15 protein-coding genes are annotated in these 20,435 nt (G+C 27.4%); 5 read left to right on the top strand and 10 right to left on the bottom strand.

All coding sequences use genetic code 11. The annotated features are described in order from the left end of the window. Window positions 1–8: 8 nt before the first annotated feature. The 3 genes from KO506_RS16785 to nfsB all read right to left on the bottom strand — a co-directional run bounded on the left by KO506_RS16785 (window position 9) and on the right by nfsB (window position 3,330). Entirely contained in the window at window positions 9–1,139 is a 1,131-nt protein-coding gene (locus KO506_RS16785) for an efflux RND transporter periplasmic adaptor subunit (RefSeq protein WP_215996088.1), read from the bottom strand. Window positions 1,140–1,153: 14 nt separating this feature from the next. Beyond that, complete coding sequence (locus KO506_RS16780; RefSeq protein ID WP_215996087.1) at window positions 1,154–1,657, bottom strand: GbsR/MarR family transcriptional regulator; 504 nt, start codon at window positions 1,655–1,657, stop codon at window positions 1,154–1,156. Between the two features lie 1,013 nt (window positions 1,658–2,670). After that, the gene (gene nfsB, locus KO506_RS16775) at window positions 2,671–3,330 is read right to left on the bottom strand and encodes an oxygen-insensitive NAD(P)H nitroreductase (protein ID WP_215996086.1); all 660 of its coding nucleotides are present in this window, start codon (window positions 3,328–3,330) and stop codon (window positions 2,671–2,673) included. A 237-nt stretch (window positions 3,331–3,567) separates the two neighbouring features. Here nfsB and KO506_RS16770 point away from each other — a divergent pair, with 237 nt between their 5' ends. Next, entirely contained in the window at window positions 3,568–3,909 is a 342-nt protein-coding gene (locus KO506_RS16770; protein WP_215996085.1) for a winged helix-turn-helix transcriptional regulator, read from the top strand. An 83-nt stretch (window positions 3,910–3,992) separates the two neighbouring features. On the opposite strand, the gene KO506_RS16765 is transcribed toward KO506_RS16770, so the two are convergent. The 4 genes from KO506_RS16765 to KO506_RS16750 form a co-directional block, all read right to left on the bottom strand. Then, window positions 3,993–4,904 (bottom strand): helix-turn-helix domain-containing protein, encoded by a 912-nt coding sequence (locus KO506_RS16765; protein ID WP_215996084.1) that lies wholly within the window; start codon window positions 4,902–4,904, stop codon window positions 3,993–3,995. Window positions 4,905–5,064: 160 nt separating this feature from the next. Beyond that, the gene (locus tag KO506_RS16760) at window positions 5,065–6,171 is read right to left on the bottom strand and encodes a type 1 glutamine amidotransferase domain-containing protein (protein ID WP_215996083.1); all 1,107 of its coding nucleotides are present in this window, start codon (window positions 6,169–6,171) and stop codon (window positions 5,065–5,067) included. Window positions 6,172–6,345: 174 nt separating this feature from the next. Continuing rightward, window positions 6,346–8,838, bottom strand: a complete 2,493-nt coding sequence (locus KO506_RS16755) for an ABC transporter permease (protein ID WP_215996137.1) — start codon at window positions 8,836–8,838, stop codon at window positions 6,346–6,348. A gap of 44 nt (window positions 8,839–8,882) precedes the next feature. Next, window positions 8,883–9,572: an ABC transporter ATP-binding protein gene (locus KO506_RS16750; protein WP_215996082.1), complete on the bottom strand. Its 690-nt coding sequence runs from the start codon at window positions 9,570–9,572 to the stop codon at window positions 8,883–8,885. Between the two features lie 27 nt (window positions 9,573–9,599). Here KO506_RS16750 and KO506_RS16745 point away from each other — a divergent pair, with 27 nt between their 5' ends. Continuing rightward, entirely contained in the window at window positions 9,600–10,340 is a 741-nt protein-coding gene (locus KO506_RS16745) for an arylesterase (RefSeq protein WP_215996081.1), read from the top strand. 247 nt (window positions 10,341–10,587) lie between these two features. On the opposite strand, the gene KO506_RS16740 is transcribed toward KO506_RS16745, so the two are convergent. Beyond that, window positions 10,588–11,769: a response regulator gene (locus KO506_RS16740; protein WP_215996080.1), complete on the bottom strand. Its 1,182-nt coding sequence runs from the start codon at window positions 11,767–11,769 to the stop codon at window positions 10,588–10,590. Window positions 11,770–11,952: 183 nt separating this feature from the next. On the opposite strand from KO506_RS16740, the gene KO506_RS16735 reads away from it, so the two are divergent. Genes KO506_RS16735 through KO506_RS16725 form a run of 3 tightly spaced genes read left to right on the top strand, consistent with a single transcriptional unit; the run spans window position 11,953 to window position 17,752 of the window. Continuing rightward, on the top strand, window positions 11,953–15,042 hold the full coding sequence (locus tag KO506_RS16735; protein ID WP_215996079.1) for a hypothetical protein: 3,090 nt from the start codon (window positions 11,953–11,955) through the stop codon (window positions 15,040–15,042). A gap of 2 nt (window positions 15,043–15,044) precedes the next feature. Then, complete coding sequence (locus KO506_RS16730; RefSeq protein ID WP_215996078.1) at window positions 15,045–16,244, top strand: hypothetical protein; 1,200 nt, start codon at window positions 15,045–15,047, stop codon at window positions 16,242–16,244. Then, complete coding sequence (locus KO506_RS16725) at window positions 16,238–17,752, top strand: glycoside hydrolase family 2 TIM barrel-domain containing protein (RefSeq protein WP_215996077.1); 1,515 nt, start codon at window positions 16,238–16,240, stop codon at window positions 17,750–17,752. Before KO506_RS16730 ends, KO506_RS16725 begins: the two co-directional genes overlap by 7 nt. A 2-nt stretch (window positions 17,753–17,754) precedes the next feature. On the opposite strand, the gene KO506_RS16720 is transcribed toward KO506_RS16725, so the two are convergent. Together KO506_RS16720 and KO506_RS16715 are read right to left on the bottom strand one after the other, a co-directional pair. Continuing rightward, entirely contained in the window at window positions 17,755–18,936 is a 1,182-nt protein-coding gene (locus KO506_RS16720; RefSeq protein WP_215996076.1) for a glycosyltransferase, read from the bottom strand. A gap of 93 nt (window positions 18,937–19,029) precedes the next feature. Continuing rightward, window positions 19,030–20,292 (bottom strand): sugar isomerase, encoded by a 1,263-nt coding sequence (locus tag KO506_RS16715; RefSeq protein ID WP_215996075.1) that lies wholly within the window; start codon window positions 20,290–20,292, stop codon window positions 19,030–19,032. Between the last annotated feature and the right edge of the window lie 143 nt (window positions 20,293–20,435).

Below are 20,435 nucleotides of genomic sequence, written 5' to 3'. Positions count from 1 at the left end.
TTATTTATCTAATTTCTAAATAAGGTAGCTATTTGTGTTGTTGCTTCTTTAAATGAAGTTTCTTGAGGAGAAATTTCCATTCCGTTTCTTAGTTTTCCAACTCCAGAAACTATAATTTTATCATTGGTAGTAATACCAGATTCTACAACATACAAATTATCTACAGTTCCTTTGATTTTTAAAATAGAAGCCACAGCTTTGTTGTCTTTACCTAATTTAAAAATCATGATGTTTCCTTGTTGCTCAAAAGTTGAAGTTTGTGGTACAACTATTGCGTTTTTATATTCTATAGGAAATCTAATTTTACCACTATTTCCATTAGTTAATATTTCGTTAGGATTATTAAAAGCAGCTCTAATTTTTATAGTTCCTGTATTTTGGTTTATTTGACCTGTACTAGTTTGAATACGTCCTTTTTCAGAATACATCTTTCCATTTGCTAAAATGAGACTTAAATCTGGTGAGTTTTTAATACGCTCAGCTTTATTCTGACCTTCTGATCTTTGTAAATGATCTATATATTGTGCTTCATTAAAACTAAAAAAAGCATACACTTGGTCTATTTCGCTTACAGTTGTTAAAGCTTTTGCATCACTTGGGCTAATTAAAGTTCCTTCTCTAAAATTAATAGCACCAACATAACCATCTATAGGGCTTTTAATTGTTGCATAACCAATATTTGCAGTAACACTACTATAATTAGCTTTTGCTTGTGCTAAATTGGCTTTAGCTGTTTCTAATTGCACAGCACTAATAATGTTCTTTTCTACTAAAGGAATTAATTTATTTACTTCTACTTGTGCCACGTTTACACTTGCTTTTGCAGCATCTGCATCTTGACTTAAAGATTGTGTTTCTAATTTAAAAAGCAATTGACCTTTATGTACTTTTTGTCCTTCATCTACATATACTTTTTCTATATAACCAGATGTTTTTGCTCTTACATCACTATTTACAACACCTTCTATTGTTGCAGGATAATCTGTATAACCTGTTACGGTTTTTTGTTCAATTTTTGTTACAGGAAAAGGTAATACTGGTGCTTTAGCAACTGCTTGTTTTTGCTCTGTTTTAGCACAACTTGCAATCACTAATAATACACTTAGAGATAATATGATATAAATTTTATTATGTTTCATTTTTTATAAATTGTTTAAATGTCGAAATTTTTGTCTGTTAATTTTATTCTTAATTCTTCCATTGAAGCTCTTGCTCCATCTATAAAATGGATGTAATCGTTATGAAAGTTTAAATCGAATTTTTCACTTTCATTTTCTATTCTTTTAATATTTTGCTTATTCTTATAACTTTTAATTTCCTGATGTAGCTTTCTTACTTCTTGCCACTCATTCATTAATTTATCTATATGCTGAATTATAATATTTTTATTAATTACGTAATATTTTTTACGATCTCCTGTTTTTGTGAAATACACTATTTTATTTAAATCTTGTAAATGATGTAAATGAGTAGAAATTGTACTTTTGCTTGCACATAAAATGGTTACCATATCTTCAAAAGTAGTTCCCTGTTTACCTGTTAAAATAATGTAAGATAAAATACGAGCTGCTACAGGAGCTAACTGTTCTCTGTTTTCTAAATGTACTCCTAGTTTTTCAACCAAAGCCATTTTGTCTTTACATGTTTTTTCTTTCATTTTTAATTATTGCTTACTGTCTCTGATTCGTAAATTATCATAAGCAGTAAAGTTCCATGCAAAGATATATAGTTAGTTCTGAACAAACCGAACTAAACGAGGTTAAAAGGATGTTAAATAAAATAAACAAGTAAACACCTGTTATTATGCGTATTATAATATACTAAATAATCAATTTTTGAATTATAACTAACTATTGTTAACAATAATGAAGTACTCTCTAATATACTATTGATTAAAACTTAATCTTAAGCAACTAGATGAGGTGATTCATAATGACATTTACTTTATAATTTATCAATATCAAAAGTATGTACAAGTAGTGTCTTTATACGCATCAAAAGCTGCTAAATAGTTCAAGGTATTTGCAACTTTTTCTGCAGAAGAACAAAACTGTCAATAAAATTTATCTCAATTATGGTATAAATAAAGATCCTTGATTTACAGAAATCTTTGTAATATTTGAATGTTTATTACAAAATGGAAGCTACATTTAATTTAAGCAGAAGTATTGTTTGCATTTATAGTAAACTTTCTTTTTGAAATACCTTTTTTAAACTTATACTAATCAGTAGAACTTAAATTCATAATTCAAGTAACTTCAATTAATTTAATATTGGTGAAATATTTTTTGTTAAAATGAATGATGCTAGATAATTAATAGTCATTTTTATATCAAATAAGTCTTTGAAAAAATATTACACGTTGATAATTTACTTCACATCTAATGTGAAGGTGTGAATATGAGGTGATGAAGAAAATATTATATTAAATTTCAATAATAAATCTGCTAATTGTGTTTTGGTTCTATTTCAAAAAGTTTTACTGAGGACAGACTTTTATCTTTATGTAGTGAATTAACCACCCCTATTCTATTTTGTCTTCAGTTACTACTTCATTTTTTGATGTAATACTGTAGTAGTTGGTGTTTTTGCGTTTGCGTAAACACCAACTATAAAAACTAATAAGAATGCTATTTTTTTATTATGCTTACTATTTTTCAATGATTAAGATTATATTTCAGTAAAAATTTCACTTTCTGATAATCTAGATTTTGGTGTTTTTTCGGTTGAATTAAAATCAGAATCCGTTCTATAACCTATAGAAACCGCTACTAAAGACGTGTAACCTTTTTCTCTTAATCCAAATTCTTCATCTAATGCTTTTACATCAATACCTTCCATTGGTGTAGCATCTATACCTAAACTAGCAACCCCTAATAAAAAGCTACCAATATTAAGATAAACTTGCTTTTCCATCCAATGTTGTAAATCTTTTAAATCGTATTTATGAATGCCTGCAAACGTTTTTACAGCACCTAAAAATCCGTTTTTTATATCTTCATTTGGGAATCTTCCACTTTTATCTTCTGTATCAGCAATGTGCTCATAATAAGCATCGTCTGCATCAATTTTAGCACAAAACAAAACTACTGCAGATGCATTTTTAACTTTAGGTTCATTAAAACTGAAAAAGCCTTGAGTACCTTTTGCTATTCTTGCTTTACCTTCTGTAGTTTCTGCAATGATAAAATGCCAAGGTTGCAGATTTACACTAGAAGGACTCATCCTTAATAAATTTTTGACTTCAGCCATATCTTCTTCAGATATTTTTTTGGTTGTATCATATTCCTTTGTTGTGTATCTCCAATTTAAAGTTTCTCTTAAATTCATAATTATATGTTTTTAAATTATACTATCTTTTTTATAGTCACAAAAGTAAGTATAGTATTTATTTTTTACAATAACTATCAAAAATGATAGTATAAAAATAGGTGACAAAAAATAACATAAAACACTAATTAATAGTTATTTAAATAAAATGTTAAATATACTATAAAAAGTATAGTTGTATAATTTATGATAGTATATTATCTTTGCAATAATATCACAAAATTTAAACGCTAAATTATGTATAAATTAAAAGGAAAAGAGTACCCTTGTTGTGCTAGTTTAACAATGGGCTATATTGGTGGTAAATGGAAAACGGTTATCTTATATCATCTAAGAAAAGATACCCTTAGATATAATGAATTAAGAAAACAAATACCTACTGTAACAGAACGTACTTTAAGCTTACAACTAAAAACACTAGAAGAAGATGGCATAATTAAACGAAAAGTTTATACTTCTAAGCCTCCTTTAAAAGTAGAATATTCTTTAACTGATTTTGGTAAAACATTAATACCAGTTGTGCAAGCTATTGCAGATTGGGGTGTAGCAACTGTAAAAGAAAAGGGTGAAGTTTTTTAGTTTTTGTATTTTCTAAGTAAAGAATTACAACAACAGTTTTATTTTATTTCAGAAATATTTATTTAAAAAATTATTTGTAAAAATTACTGGCTCACACTCTTTCTAAAGGATGATGGTGTAACACCTACAAATTTTTTAAAAGCTGTATTAAAAGAAGACAAACTGCTAAAACCAGCATCAAATGCAATGGACGCAATGGTTAAATTATCATTTTTTGAATCATTTAAAAGATTTTTCGCAACATCAATTCTATAAGAGTTTATAAAATCGTTAAAGTTCTTTTGTGCATATTGATTAATGATTTCTGAAGTTTTCTGAGTAGTTACTCCTAATAATTTACTTAAACTAGTTAAAGAAACATCAGCTTTTAAATACATTTTATTGGTAATCACCAATTCCGAAATTTCTTTAAATAATGCAGCATTTTCATTTACTTTAAAAACTTCTCCATCAATATCAGTAATTTTTAGTAGATATGCCTTATAACTTAAAAAATAAATAACAATAGAATACATTATTGGCCCAATAATATAAGGAACAGCATCTTCTATAATATTTAAAAAATACGAAACCCAAATAATAACAAAACCAATTACTAAAAAGGTTAACCAATCTAAAATTGCTTTTTGAGATTTGGTTTGTAAGCTATTATTTAATTGATTTTTTAGTCGTAATAAAATTTTAATGGCAATAAAAATATAGGTTGCAAAATGCAGATAAATAAAAATTATAATACTCCCAAATATGATAACAGTAGTCGGATTATTAATATCATTTTTATCCGCAAAAAAACTTGCAATGAATATCATTACAAATGGTAATAATTCTACTAAATAATGCTTACTTAACTTAAAATTATGCGTAGTCATTACCAACATATATCCTCTTAAAAAAGGACCAATTAATAAGAGTAATGCCAAGCCAATTATTATAAATGTAGGTTCTAAATTATCTCCAAAATTTAGCATTATTGATTTACCAATTCTAAATGCCATAAAAAAAAGTATCAACCCTAATAAATAGTTTGATACCTTTTTTTTCTTTTTAAACAGAAATAAATGTATTGCAAATAGAATACCGTGTAAAAGTCCTACACTGCTTAAGATGATTAAAAGTATGTCTATAAATTTCAATTATTTTTTATTCCAAATTTAATTATTTTTTCTCTTTTTGAGACTCACAGCTTTTAGTAAATGACAATAAATTTAAAATATTAAAAAAATCACCAATCTCTACTTTCATAAATGATACAATTGTATGTTGTGCTAATAACATTCTGTCTATAGATTTGTTTTCTAAATTTATCATATTTTCGATAGCATTTTTTGCTTTCTGTTTGCCTTCTTTACTATAAATGGATAAAACTTTAATTGCATTCTCTTCTGCAGTTAATCTTCTTTTCTTAGGTGTATTTCCAAGTTGTTCGATCATTTTTTCTGCTAAAGCCCAAGTAGACCAAGGATTTTGACCTGTAATTAAGTTTTTGTCTTGACTAATTTGTTCTAAATACATACCTCCTTTATTAAAATTAGCTCCTTGTTCAGTTAATTTTTCTTGCAATAAAAATGGAAAAATAGATTTTGCATCAGGAATTAGAAGTAACTCTTCTTCATTTGTAAAACCACTTACTGATTTATTCTCTAATAAATGTTTACCATTAGTCAACCTAACATTTACCAAAGCTGCAGGTCCATGACAAACTGCACCAATTACTTTATTAGATTCATAATACTCTTTTACAATATTTTGAATTGATTTATCATTAGGAAAATCGAACATTGCACCTTTACCACCAACAAAATAAATAGCATCGTAATTGTCTGCTATTACATCTTTCATTGCAATGGTATTATTTGTTTTTTGTTGTGCAATTTTATCATTTAAAAAAGCAAAATCATAAGCACCCATATCATCATTATCGATAATAACTTTAGGTTTACCACCTAACGTACTTGCAACATCTACTTGATAACCATTGGCTTTAAACACATAATATGCTCTTGATAATTCAGTTAATTCATAACCTGTTTTTTTACCTGTAGTTCCTATGGTTTTAGTACTGGTAGCAACTGCTAAAATTTTCCCTTTTTGAGGAATAATATTTTCTGATAAATAAGGTAAATCTTTAACTGTAGTACTTTCTAAATTTAGATTCGTAGATGGCAATAAACTCACAAACCAAAAACCAAAACATACTAGTATTACTAAAAGTGATAACAAAAAAAGTAAAACCTTTTTTACAATTGGGTATTTTTTAAACATAACATTTCATTTTAATTATTTGGCTAAATAATGCGGTTTTTATGACAAAACCTGATGAAATGATAATTCAGTCAGTGTAAAAATTATTTAATTATCCTTAAAATGGAAATTAAATCTTGTTTGATCTAAAAATTACTCAAAATATATTTTCTAACTTTAAAAGTTTAAAAATACCTAAACCTCTTTTCTTAAAACTTCTAAAGGCGGACTTTGTAAAACCGATTTTAAATTACTTAAACCAATTAAAACTACTAGAATAGTAATACTTGGCACAAAAACTAAAAACGGAATTGCAGAAGGTATAAAAGGTTCTTTAAACAATAATGTTGCTAATAATTGGCTACCTACTAAAGACAAAAGAATACCTGTTAAACTACCCAATAAACCTAAATACACATATTCTAAAGCAGTTATTTGTAATATTTGCTTGCTTTTAGCACCTAAAGTTCTTAATAAAACACTCTCTTTTATTCGTTGATATTTACTGTTACGTACAGAACCAATCAAGACAATAAAGCCAGTTAGAATACTAAAAAATGCCATAAAATTAATAATCCAAGAAATTTTATCTAAAATATCTTCTACTATAGTAAATACTTGTCGTAAATCTAAAATGGTAACATTTGGAAATTTTTTCACCAAATCTCTTTGTAAATCTGCTGAACTTTCTTCATTTGCAGCATAGGTTGTCATTACATTAAATTGTGGTGCTTTTTCTAAAACACCTGCAGGAAAAAGAATTAAAAAGTTTACTTGCATACTACTCCAATCTACTTTTCTAATACTCCCCACTTTTGTATTCATTAATACACCTTGAATATTAAAAGTAATCTTATCTCCTATTTTTAAATTGGCATCTCTTGCTAAACTTTCTGATACAGAAATTGGCACAGGTTGTTCTCCTACAAATTTACCTGTAAACTCCCCTTCTAACAGTTCTTCAGTTTCTACTAAATGATCTCTATACGTAACCCTGAATTCTCTATTTAACATCCATCTACGCATTTTAACAGTAGTATCTTTTCTAATTTCATTCGCTAATTTTCCACGAATACTATGCATACGCATTGTAATAATTGGTATGTTATCAATTACCTCTAAACCTTTACTTTCAAAATTCTGTATCAATGCTTTTTCTTGAGTGCTTTGCACATCCATTAAAATAATATTAGCATCAGTTTTTTTGTTTTCTATGGATGTTTTTGCTAGTAAAATATCTTTGGTAAAATACAAGGTGCTAATTAAAAAAGTACCCAAACCAATAGCAACAACTAACACCATTGTTTGATTATTAGGTCTGAATAAATTTAATAAACTTTGCCTACTTGTAAAGCCCCAGGAACTTGGAAAATACTTTTTTATAAGCTTGATAAATAAATTAGAAACACCTGCTACAATTGCAAAAGTGATGAAAATTCCGATGGTAAATAGCAATCCATTTAATGCACTTTTTAACATCCAAAAAGAAAACAAAAAGATGAATAATAGAATGGCTAAAACTACTAATATTCTTGCTTTTTTAGGTTTCTGCTGATTTTCTTCTTGACCTCGTAAAACTTCTAAAGGCGAAACATACCAAGTACCTAACAAAGGTAATAAAGCAAATAAAACCGACATTATAATCCCTAAAACAATCCCCATTAAAATTGGTTGAAAAGAGATAGAAATTTCTACGCTAAAGGGTAAAAACTCTTGTAAAATATAAGGAAATAAGAATTGCAAAGCAGTACCAATTGCAGATCCAATGATACCTCCAATCAATCCAATTCCTAAAATTTGAATCATATAAATTAAGAAAGATTGTTTTCTAGAAGCACCTAAACACTTTAAAACAGCTACATTCTTTAATTTTTCTTTAATATAAATATGTACAGAACTTGCAATACCAATACAACCTAATAAAAGTGCAATAAACGCTACTAAATTTAAAAACCTTCCTACATTATCATATCTTCTGCCTAGATTTCTACTCGTACTTGTATGTGTATCTAAATCAGCATTTTCATCATCTAAAATAGGATCTATTTTTTTGTCTAATGCTTCTAAATCTATTGTAGGATTTTTAAAAAAATATTGATATTCTGTTCTGCTTCCTAATTGTAATAATTCTGTTTTTTCTAAAAATCGAAAAGGAATTAACACAGAAGGTGCTATTGAAGATGAAATAGCTGTACTACCAGGAATCGATTTTAAAGCACCAATTATTGGAAAGGTAACTTTACCTAGTTTTATAGAGTCTCCAACAGCTAAATCAAATTGTAACAACAAAGTAGCATCAACCAAAGCACCACCTAATTCTTGATAGGTTTTACCAGCATTTTCAGGAACTGTAGTTAAATTTCCATAAAAAGGGAAAGCCCCTTGTAAAGCTCTTACTTTTACTAATTTTGTACTTTCATTTTTTGAGAAAGCAGCCATAGAAACAAAATTGACTTCAGACGCGTGTGCCCCTAAAGAATCTATAATTTTCTGTACTTTTTCTGATGGTTTTTGTCTGCTATCAATAATAAAATCTGCACCCATTAAAGATTTGGATTGCTTTTTAATATTGTCTTTTAAATTATGGCTAAACAACTGAATAGAAACCACAGCTGCAATACCTAAAATGATAGATGCCATAAAAAGCATTAACCTAGAAAGGCTGGCTTTACCATCTCTCCATGCCATTTTTAACAACCAATTGAAACCTGCTTTTGAGTTCTTTTTGCTCATTAAACTTGTGCTGTTTTTTCGTTAGAAATTATCTTACCTCCTTTTAATCGTAAAATTTGCTGAGTTCTGTTTGCTAAATCTAAATCGTGAGTTATAATTACTAAAGTTGTACCAGCTTCTTTGTTTAATTCAAACAACAATTGAATTACTTTTTCACCAGTTTCTTCGTCTAAATTACCTGTTGGTTCGTCTGCAAATAAAATTGCAGGTTTGTTAGAAAAAGCTCTTGCCAAAGCTACTCTTTGTTGCTCACCACCAGATAATTGTGTTGGGTAATGATGTAATCTATCACCTAAACCTACTTTTGTTAAAAGTTCAATTCCTATTTTAGAAGCATTTTTATCACCTTGTAATTCTAAAGGTACAATTACATTTTCTAGTGCTGTTAACGTGGGTAATAATTGAAAATTCTGAAAAATAAAACCTACATTTTTATTGCGTAAAGCTGCTCGTTCATCTTCGTTTAAATCGTGTAAAGAAGTACCACATAACTCAACTGTACCTGCTGTAGGATAATCTAAACCAGCACATAAACCCAAAAGGGTTGTTTTTCCACTACCAGAAGGACCTACAATAGAAAAAACACTTCCTTTTTCTACAGAAAAAGAAATATTGTTAAGTACTGTTAATTGTTTAGAACCACTGGTATATGTCTTCTCTAAATCATTAATCTTTAATATCTTTGACATTATTTATTTTTAACTTTAAATTAAAATATGCTGAATCTGAAAAATAATCATTTGCTAAAGAATATCAACAATCAAAGCCGTACAATTTTCTTAAAATTCTGTTATTTTTCTTTAGCATTATTGTTGTTTTCTTGTAAATCTGATGTTCCTAAATCAGAAAATTCATCAAAAACAATTGAAACAGAAATACAAACAAAAGTTGAAGAAACTGCGTCTAAAAGAATTGTTTTTTTTGGTGATAGTTTAACTGCAGGTTATGGTTTAGATGATGTTAAAAATGCTTTTCCTGGACTGATTCAACAAAAAATTGATAGTTTAGGTTTGTCTTATACTGTTGTAAACTCAGGAATTAGTGGCGAAACTACTTCTGGTGGAAAAAACAGAATTGATTGGATTTTGAATCAAAAGCCTGATGTTTTTATCTTAGAATTGGGGGCAAATGATGGTTTAAGAGGTATAAATTTATCAGAAACAAAAAAAAATTTACAGTTTATAGTTGATGCTATAAAAACAAAATATCCTGACACAAAAATTGTTTTGGCTGGTATGCAAATTCCGCCAAATATGGGACAAGATTACACTTTTGAATTTAGAAATATTTTTCCTGATTTGGCTAAAAAAAATGATTTAACGTTAGTTCCATTTTTGCTAAAAAACGTTGGTGGCATTCCTTCTTTAAATCAATCTGATGGAATTCACCCAACAAAAAAAGGCCATAAAATATTGGCTAGCAATGTTTGGGACGTTTTATATCCTATTTTAGAATAAGTTAATTTACACATCTTTTTAAGCCCACTCTTTTAATTGCCTTTATATAATGGATTTCTTATGGCAAATTTTTAATGAGTTTCATTAAAAGTAAATATTTCAATGTGCTGTTTTATTATTGATTTATATGATTTTTTGGTAATGAAATAATCAATCCTGAAATTAAAAATTTGATTAAAAAAACATCTAAAATAAAAAACAACCTTAGTTATCTAAAGTTGTTTCATATTTCTAGTTTAATATTTTATTATGCTTCTCTATTTTTCAGAAAATTCTCGTACTTTTTTTTGCTTCTGTATGTCCAAGCAATTTCACCTAACTGCCCTATAATTTTAATAGAATCTTTCATAGATAATTTAGATCCATCAGCATGAATCCATCTTTTTAAAGGTTGTTCACACAACATGACTTTGGCTTCATCAAGACCATAATGTAATGTCATTCGTTTAAAAATCTCTACATCAAAGATCCATTGTGTAACAAATTTATCTTTAAAAGAAACCTCTATTACATCTTTATGGAAAATTTTAGCACCACATTGTGTGTCTTTAAAATCCATTTTAAGAATTTTTCTAATAATATAATTTACAGAAAGGCTAATAATTTTTCTTGCAGATTCTTTTGTAATATTTGCTCCCATTCTGCTAATTCTAGAACCACTTACAATTTTATATTTATCGTTATTTTCTATGGTAGAAACTAAATCATCAAAATCTAATAAATCTGTAGATAAATCTGCATCTAAGAAACCAATGTAATCTAAATCTTCTTCTTTAGCCATGTGCAGCATACCTAATCTTACTGCTTCTGCTTTACCTCCATTTTGTTCACAGTCGTAAACTGTAATAAAATCCTCTCTACCTTCTCTTAATTTATTTAAAACTTCTAAGGTTTTATCTTTACTACCATCGTTAACAAAACATAGGTGATACCCAGAATTTTTATCAATAAAATTTAAAAACTCTTTACTTAACAATCTATCTTCTTCGTTATAACAAGGTATTACAACCCCAACACATCTTTGTTGTATAAGAACATTTTTGTAGGCTATATTTTTACTTTCTTTATCAGGTACTCCAATTAATCTTTTTGTTCTTGAAAAAACTTCATTTAAACTTAATGGCTTTTTCATGTAATCATTTACACCTAAATCAAAAGCTTCTGTAATAATATCGTCATCTGTATTACCACTTAACACCATAATTGGGGTTTGTGATTTTTTTTCTTCTCTAATATACTTTACTACTTCTATACCAGAAGTTTCTGGCATATTAATATCAACAATAACTAAATCTGGTTTAATGGAATCGAATAATTCTATTCCTTTTTTTGCATTTGTTTCTGTAATTACTTCGTATCCAAATTCCTTTAATCTACTTTCGAGGGGAATCAATACTAATTTTTGATCATCAATAGCTAAAATCTTCATAACAAAAAGTTTAATTGTTGGTTAAATATACTACAAAAATGACTGTATTATGATTAAATATCTATAATAATTGACTAAATAGCATACATATTTAGTTGAATTACATTTTAATAGCGATAAATAAAATTTAATCGATAATTAATTTCATTTATCTTTACATAATAAAAGCTGTTATTACCATTAATGAAAGAAAAAACGAATAAATATCTTATTGCTGCAGTAATTCTTGCGTTAATATTTCATGGTTCATCAATCTTTTTTACTTTAGAGTATACTTATGATGCATTAATTCATTTATTTTTTGCAGATCATTATGCTAATAGTTGGTTTGAACCTTGGAATTATAAGTGGTATACTGGTTTTACAGTTCAGAGTTATCCTCCATTAGTACATCAATCAATTGGTGCTTTATCTTTAATTGGTGGTTTAAAATTTGGGCTTTTTACAGTCGCCATTATTAGTATCATATTATTTGTAACTGGTGCCTATCGTTATTCTTTACTAATTACAGCAAATAGAACTGCATCTGGTTATGCAGCAATTTTAGCTGTTTTTTCATCATCATTTGTAGAAACTTTACATATTTTTGGTCAATTACCCAGTATTATTGGAGTTTCTGTGCTAATGCATTCTCTACCAGAAATATATTTATGGCTAAAAACTGGTAAATTTAAATTCTTTTTAACTTCGCTTTCTTTAATTTCTGTAACTGTAACTTCTCATCATGTTACTCCTATTTTTGGAATGTTATTTTTCATATTTCCTCTAATAGGTACTGTTATTATGGATGTTGCTAGAGAAGAAGTCGATTCTTTTAAAGATGTAACTTTTGGTCTCTTTTTAAAAACCTTTTTTAAGCAACTAAAAAAGAACTTGGCCTTTGGGTTTTCTGCACTATTTTTAATTATATTTTGCATTTTTCCTTATTGGTTAAATTCTAAAAAAAATCCTATTACACAGGTTCCTATACCTCATGGCTCTAGAGATAATTTTCTAGAAATAACGTCTTCTGGCTTGGTGTTTTTCACAATTCCTTGGGGAATATTAATGTTTATAATGCCTTATATATTTTATAGATATTATAGCAAAAGATATATCTGTTTTGGCTTATCATTTACCATGCTAACTATTTTAGGTACAGGAGGTACAACACCAATTCCTAAAATGATTTTAGGAGAAACTGCATTTAATATTTTAACTTTAGATAGGTTTACTCTTTGGGGTTCTATAATGTCTATTCCTATATTTGGTGAGTTTGCATATCGATTTGTAGAAGGTGATTTAAAAGATTTAATTCAGAAAAGATTTGGTGCAGTTTATCATAGATTATTAGGTGGTCTTTTAGCAGGTTTTTATGTAGCTATGGTAATTTTTACAATGAGTTTGGGGTATTTTAGACCTTCTCAGCCTCAGAAAATTAAAATGCTTCCAATTGTAAATTTTTTAAGTCAAGATTCGCATGATAAATGGCGGCATTTAACTTTAGGCTTTGGAGATCAAATGGCTTGGTTAGCAGCACAAACTAAGGCTATGAGTGTAGATGGTAATTATCATTCTGCAAGAAGATTACCAGAATTAACAACAAGGCCTATTGAACGTTTAGAAAACTCAAAATTTAAAGGTGTTGCAGGTATTGGTTCTTTACAACAGTTTTTAACCACACCAGAAAAGTATAATTTAAAGTATATATTTTCTAATGATAAATTTTATGATCCAGTTTTATTTTTCTGTGGATGGCAACGTTTATCTCAATTAGAAAACGGAATTATGGTTTGGGAAAAGCTAAATGTACCTCCAGTTTCTTCTATTTTACCAAAAGAAGATGTACAAACTTGGGTAAAAGTTATGTGGGGTACAATCCCTTTTTTAACGGTACTTTTAGCTTTTATTTTTAATGTACAATCAATATTTGTTAATAGTTTAAAAACAAAATTTAAACCTAAGCCAGCTTATTTTAAATTTCAGAATAATTACAGTAAATTCTCTAATAAAGTATTAAATGCTTTACATATTTGGGCTGTAGTATTAATTATTACAATTGCTTTTGCCTGCTATATGTTTTATATTAAAAATGAAACACAAAGGTCTCCAGAAAATGTAGTAAAAGCTTATTATGATGCTATTGATTTTAAAGAACTAAACACAAGTTTTACTTATATAGACCCTAAAGATGAACTAACAAGAGACCAATATTTACTAGAAATCTCTGTTACAGATGGTTTACTCAGTTCTTATGCAAAATTAGATGCTATACAAACAGAAATACTAAAAGAAACTGATAGTTTAACGACTTTAAAAGTAGAAACTAAATGGATTACTCCTTTAGAAAAACTAACAAAAACAGAATATAGAACAGCAGTAAAAAGAAAAGGGAAATGGTACATTAAACCTACCAGAAAATCGATTGATTTACCACCAGACCAACTATATTCAAAGAATTCTACTGGTTATTTTAATCAAGGTAGACGTAGAATAACAACAGAGCAAACACATCATGAAGATATTTTAAAACAACCCGTTTTAGAAATTGTATCTGCTAAATTGATAAAATTTAATAAACGTTATTCTATTATTGGTAAAGTGCAAAACATAGATAATGTACCTGCAGATATTGTTTTAAAAGGAACTTTATATAATGATGATAACAAGGAACTAGCTACTTATAATGCTAAACATATATTAAAACATAAATTAATGCCTAAAGAAATTTCTGCTTTTAGAATAAATTTTGAGGGTATTGCTTGGTCTAAAACTAAAGATTCTATTCCTAAAACATTTAATCCTGATGAATTTACACCTGTAGAATTAAGTGAGCAACCAACAAAATTTAATTTACAAGCTGCAGGTAATGTTTCTAATTCTGATTTATTTAAAGATGTAGTTTTAAGTGAAATAAACATTAAACCAAACACAATTAGTGGTACTTTGTTTAATAGTGGAATTCAAGAAATTACAATTCCGCAAATTATTATTACTTTTTATAATGATAAAAAAGAAATGATTTGGGTAGATAATCTATTCTTAAAAGAAGGAATTAGACAAGAAAGAAAATTGAATTTTAATTACCCAATTCCTGAAAACCCTATTGTAAAAGTTATTAATGATGATATGAGTTTTTGTTTTGTAAATGGTTTACCTAATAAAGACATTGCACACAAAATAATCCCTAAAAGAATAAAAAATCATACTCTTGGTAAATTGCAAAAAATAGAGCATCCGATATTTAGTTATGCAAAAATTGAATTAAATATTTACATAGGTAACCCCAAATAATTATGTTTAAAAAAGTTTTTTTACTACTTTTCTTACAACTTATAATTGTTTCTTTTAATGCACAAGAAACAAATGCTGTGCTGTTATCAAAAAAAACAACTTACACAGTACATGAAAATATTAAACTAGAATTTAATATAAAAAACGACACTTTAATTAAATTATATTGTACCAATAGTTATGGGTCAATCTTGCTAAAACCAACAATTTTAAAAGACAAAATTTCTTTCGATATTCCAAAGTTTTTATCAAAAAAAAGAGGAATACTATACTGGAAAACAATTAACTTCAAAGAAACCATTTCTGGAAAAATTTCTATTTCCTCTCAACAACAACCCAGAACTTTAGAGACTTATATTGGTCCACCAAGTATAGATGCAGGTGGTTTAGATTATACAATGTTGGTTGTAATACCAACTGATAGTTTAGACAACCCTATATTAGATAATAGTAATGTTGACGTTAAATATCAGTTCTTAAAATCAGAAAGAAAAGTACCAATTAAAACTAAAAACCTTATTGCTTATAGAAATATTTATTCGCCTCGTAAAAGTGGTAGAATGATTGTATCATCAGAATCTTATGGTTTAAATTCTAAAGAATTTGATGTAAATATTATGCCAGCTATTGCTACTAATTTTAAAATTTACTATCATAGAAATCATGATTATGCAGATGGCAATCAAATAACCACTTTTTATACATCAATAATAAAAGATAAAAACAAAAATATTGTAAGTGATGGTAGTTATATTGAGTTTTACATCACCAATAAAAAAGGTGGTATTTTAAAAGCTTCTGGCACCACTATAAATGGTGTAGCTCACACAAAAATAATACATCCAGATTTTGAAGAAAGCTGGAAAGTTCAAGCGTTTTTTATAGGTATTTCTCAAAGTAATGTTATTAATTTAACCTATAAAAAAGTTATTGAAGATTTTAATACTCAGTTTTTTGATAATAATAGAGAAATAAAAATAGGACCTTTAACTAGTTTTATGGATCAATTGATACCTGATGGTTTAGCTGTTAAACTTTTTATTTATAAAGAAAATAAAATTGTAGGAGAACTGTTTAAAGAATCTAATCAAGGTTACGCTTCGTTTTATTTAAACCCTAATATATATGAAAATGGTTCTTATAGAATGGTAGTAGAAACAGCAGGAATTAAAAAAGAATATAACAATATTAAACTATGGTAAGTACAAATAAAAAAATTCTTAGAGTAGCTTTAATGTTAACCTATACGTTTATCATTTTTATTCTATTATTTTTACTAAGCTCTCTTTATACATATTTTAATACTGGTGCAGATAGAAGTGCTATGCTGCATACAGAAGTAAAAAAAGTAGACCAATATTTACCTAAAGTAGATTGGAAAGAAAATGGTAACGAAGGTAGAGAGATTAGCGATCAAAAAGTAGCCGAAATTTTAAACGATTATTTAGATTCCTGGTATGTAAAACAAGCTTCTTTTCTATCTAACACAAGGTTAGGTATAGATGATTATTTTACTAAAAATGCAAGAAAAAACATTTTTAATATTATAGATTACAACAAAGAAAATAATATTTCTATAGAGTCTACAACATTAAAACATAATTTAGATTTAGAGTTTTTTAGTGAAGATGGCCAACTAATTGTTTTAAAAGACAATGATGTTGTTGAGTATAAAAAGACGCTAAAAAATAATGAAATTATAATGGAAACTTCTGAAATTTCTGATTACAAAGCTGTTTTACTTTTAGAAGATGGTTTTTGGAGAATTAGACATTTAGTAAAAGAAGCAACCAAAGATTTTGATAAAACTACAACAGCTGCTCAATTTGATTTTACTACTCTAAAAGGAATTAATTATTATCCACAAGCTACTCCTTGGGATATGTATGGAGATCAGTTTGATATAAATATCATTAAAAATGATTTTAAAATTATTAAAGATGCAAAATTAAATTCGATAAGAATTTTTGTACCCTATGCAGATTTTGGTAAGGCAAATGTTAAAGAAGATAAGCTGCAAAAACTACAACTAGTATTAGATGCTGCTTTAGAGGTTGATTTAAAAGTAGTAGTTACTTTATTTGATTTTTATGGGAATTACAATGTATTAGATTGGACTTTAAACCACAGACATGCAGAAAAAATTGTAGATAGATTTAAAGATCATAAAGCTATAATTGCTTGGGATGTTAAAAATGAACCCAATTTAGATTTTGATTCTAGAGGTAAAGCAAATGTAATTGCTTGGCTAGAGTTTATGATAATAACTATTAAAGAGATTGATAAAAATCATCCTATTACAATAGGTTGGTCTAATGTAGAAAGTGCAACAATTCTTAAAGATCAATTAGATATTATTTCTTTTCATTACTATGAAGATATAGCTGATTTAGATCAACAATACTTAACTTTAAAAACTAAAATTAAAGACAAACCTATTGTATTACAAGAATTTGGCTTGTCTTCTTATGGTGGTTTCTGGAGACCTTTTGCAAGTTCAGAAAAAAAGCAAGCTGAGTATTATAAAGAAATACAAAAAGTCCTGACAAAGAATTCAATTTCTTTTATGTCATGGACTTTGTATGATTTTGATGTAGTGCCTAAAGAGGTTTTAGGGAGATTACCTTGGCGAACTAATCCTCAGAAAAAATTTGGTTTTATAAATAATAAAGGTGAAAAAAAATTATCTTATAAATACATTTCTAATTAATATTATTTTTTTCTTTCTATAATCTTAGAAAATTCATCTAAATAAATATCTGTAATTCTTTGCATTGGGTAAGCTGTTGCAGCTTTATAATTTGTTTCTCCTAATTCAGTTCTATAAGCATCATTAGTAACAATTGCTTTAATGGCTTTCGCTAAACTTTCTACACTTTCTGGCTCAAAAAACTCACCTCTATAACCTTCATCTTCTATTAAAGTAGTTAAATCTCCTAAATTTGGCATTACTACTGCTCTACCATAACTACCTGCTTGATGTAAAACTCCAGAACTACCAGTTGTTGATGTATAAGGAAAAACGACTACTGCACTTTCAGTAAAAATAGACTCTACCTCTACTTCTTCTACATAACCTGTAAAAGTTAATTGTGGCACGTGTTTATAAGTTTCTTGTGCATTTGCTAAATAACCAGGTACATTTGGGTTATCTGTACCAGCAATTACTATTTCTAAATCTAAACCTGTTTCTTTTCTTACCAACTCAACAGCTTCTATCATAGATTCTACTTTTTTGTAAGTACCAAACTTACCAAAAGTCATCACTTTTAAAGGTCCAGAAGGTAATTTTTGAGACGGATTTGGTGGTATTTCAAAAGTACCATGAGGTATCATTTTTACATTATCAATCTCATATTTATCTTTTAAAGTGGTTACATATTTATCCATAGTAACAGTAACTAAATCTGCTTTTAAAATTAACTTAGTTAATGTTGTACCTATAAAATTATATACCTTTTGTGCTAATTTATTTGATGTAAAACCTGCGCTTTCTAAATCTACTTGTTCTAAAATATTATGTAATAATACAATTGTAGGAATCTTTTTCATTCTACAAACCATTGGTATACATAAACCTAAAGCTGCAGCTACTTTTTTGTCACCAAATTTCATAAATTGTAAATTAAACAAAATTGCATCTGGTTTTGTTGCATTTATAGCTTTAGTAACATTAATAATGTTTGTGTAGCTATTAAATTTCCAACATTCTTTTACAATGATTTTACAACCATTTTCAGTAAAATGAATGTCTTTTTCACCTTCTGTTTTATCACAAAGTAAAATTAGTTCAGTTACTTTTTCACTTTGTCTAAAACTTTTAACTAAATGATATGCATATTCAGTTAATGTTACTTTACTTGGGGGGTAAGCTGTTACAATAGCTAGTTTCATAGTAGTTGTTTTTAATAATTTTTAAATTTATAAAAATCTAAAAAATTTATATTTATAAATTGTTTAAAGACAGAAATCTTTAGTTAAATGGTGTTATTGTTTAGATTTTGCTAATCGTTCTTTAAAGTTAGATAAAAAGAAAAAACTTAATTGCATAATCAATAATAATATCATGGTTAATATTTGTACATGTACTACTTGCTCTAAAGAATCATGATAAAAAATGATGAAAACAACTTGCATCATACCAAATAAACCAGACAATACAACTGGTATATATTTATCTAATGACAAATAGTAATAGGCAAATATATTTGATACCGCAAAAATACCAGTAGCCAAGGCATATTTCCATAATAAAGGAGCTATAGAAACATATTCACCACCAAAAAGTATTCCTATAATTTGATTCGGAAAAAAGAAACAACTTATAATAATAGTGGCAGCAATTGCAGCTATATAACTTACATATTTCATTAAAATTGGTAATGTAGATTTACCTTCTTTTTTTAATTGAATTACGGTTGGCAATAATAGCATTACAAACATCCAAGCAATAAAATACACTACTCTACCAATTAATGCTAATGAAGCGTATAAACCTGCATCAACAGAATTAAAATAATGTTTTACTAATAAAATATCGCTATTATTAATAATGATTTGAGTTAATTCATAAAATGCAGTAATTATAAAAAAGTTTCTAACTAATTTGCTTTCTGTATCTTCTAATTTAATCGATTTAAAAAAAGAAATATTTTTTGTTTTAAAAGGAAATAAAGCAATGATAAAAGAACAAAAAATACCAATTGATATTAATATAGATGATTCAATATTTAATAACCAAAAAAGTAAAAAAGTGATTAACAATCTGCTAATCATTTCTCCTTGATAAGTGATTGAAAGAGAATTAAGTTCTTTTTTACCTTGAAAAACACCTCTATTTACACTCATTAAAAAGTAAAAAGGGATTCCTAAACCAAAAACCACAAACATTGTTGCTGTAGTTGTTCTAAAGAATATTTGTAGTTGGGTAGAAAACAACACTACAAGTAAGCCTAAAATTACACCTACAATTGTAGAGTTTTTAAACATTTTTGATATAAAATTATTAAAAACTGTGCCTTCGAATAAAACTGAGAATTTTGCAGTAACCAACTGAAACGTCATGGCTACAAAAGATAAAACAAGCAAAAAAGTGATTAAAATTGCAGCATCTGCAAATTTTTCTGGGCCTAAATATCTTCCTAAGATTAAATTGTATAAATAATTACCACCATTTACAAGCAAAACGCTTAACATAAATACTTGTTCTGGTTTTACTTTTTTTAGCAATGTTTTGAGGGACGAAATCATACTAATAATTTTAAATATTGTTTGATTTAATTTTTTATTAAATTAATATAAATATCATACAGAAACAAATTTTTAAACTATTATATTAAACAAAAAACAATTACCTTTATTTCTGATAATTAAATTCAATTATTTAACCTCCA

The sequence above is a fragment of the Polaribacter vadi genome (assembly GCF_018861005.1).
Lineage (GTDB): Bacteria > Bacteroidota > Bacteroidia > Flavobacteriales > Flavobacteriaceae > Polaribacter > Polaribacter vadi_A.
This window is presented reverse-complemented; position numbering and strand designations above follow the sequence as displayed.

Bases quoted from the DNA above. Each gene is read 5' to 3' on its own strand.
- KO506_RS16785 (WP_215996088.1), bottom strand. From the start codon at position 1,139: ATGAAACATAATAAAATTTATATCATATTATCTCTAAGTGTATTATTA.
- KO506_RS16780 (WP_215996087.1), bottom strand. From the start codon at position 1,657: ATGAAAGAAAAAACATGTAAAGACAAAATGGCTTTGGTTGAAAAACTA.
- nfsB (WP_215996086.1), bottom strand. From the start codon at position 3,330: ATGAATTTAAGAGAAACTTTAAATTGGAGATACACAACAAAGGAATAT.
- KO506_RS16770 (WP_215996085.1), top strand. From the start codon at position 3,568: ATGTATAAATTAAAAGGAAAAGAGTACCCTTGTTGTGCTAGTTTAACA.
- KO506_RS16765 (WP_215996084.1), bottom strand. From the start codon at position 4,904: ATGGCATTTAGAATTGGTAAATCAATAATGCTAAATTTTGGAGATAAT.
- KO506_RS16760 (WP_215996083.1), bottom strand. From the start codon at position 6,171: ATGTTTAAAAAATACCCAATTGTAAAAAAGGTTTTACTTTTTTTGTTA.
- KO506_RS16755 (WP_215996137.1), bottom strand. From the start codon at position 8,838: ATGGCATGGAGAGATGGTAAAGCCAGCCTTTCTAGGTTAATGCTTTTT.
- KO506_RS16750 (WP_215996082.1), bottom strand. From the start codon at position 9,572: ATGTCAAAGATATTAAAGATTAATGATTTAGAGAAGACATATACCAGT.
- KO506_RS16745 (WP_215996081.1), top strand. From the start codon at position 9,600: ATGCTGAATCTGAAAAATAATCATTTGCTAAAGAATATCAACAATCAA.
- KO506_RS16740 (WP_215996080.1), bottom strand. From the start codon at position 11,769: ATGAAGATTTTAGCTATTGATGATCAAAAATTAGTATTGATTCCCCTC.
- KO506_RS16735 (WP_215996079.1), top strand. From the start codon at position 11,953: ATGAAAGAAAAAACGAATAAATATCTTATTGCTGCAGTAATTCTTGCG.
- KO506_RS16730 (WP_215996078.1), top strand. From the start codon at position 15,045: ATGTTTAAAAAAGTTTTTTTACTACTTTTCTTACAACTTATAATTGTT.
- KO506_RS16725 (WP_215996077.1), top strand. From the start codon at position 16,238: ATGGTAAGTACAAATAAAAAAATTCTTAGAGTAGCTTTAATGTTAACC.
- KO506_RS16720 (WP_215996076.1), bottom strand. From the start codon at position 18,936: ATGAAACTAGCTATTGTAACAGCTTACCCCCCAAGTAAAGTAACATTA.
- KO506_RS16715 (WP_215996075.1), bottom strand. From the start codon at position 20,292: ATGATTTCGTCCCTCAAAACATTGCTAAAAAAAGTAAAACCAGAACAA.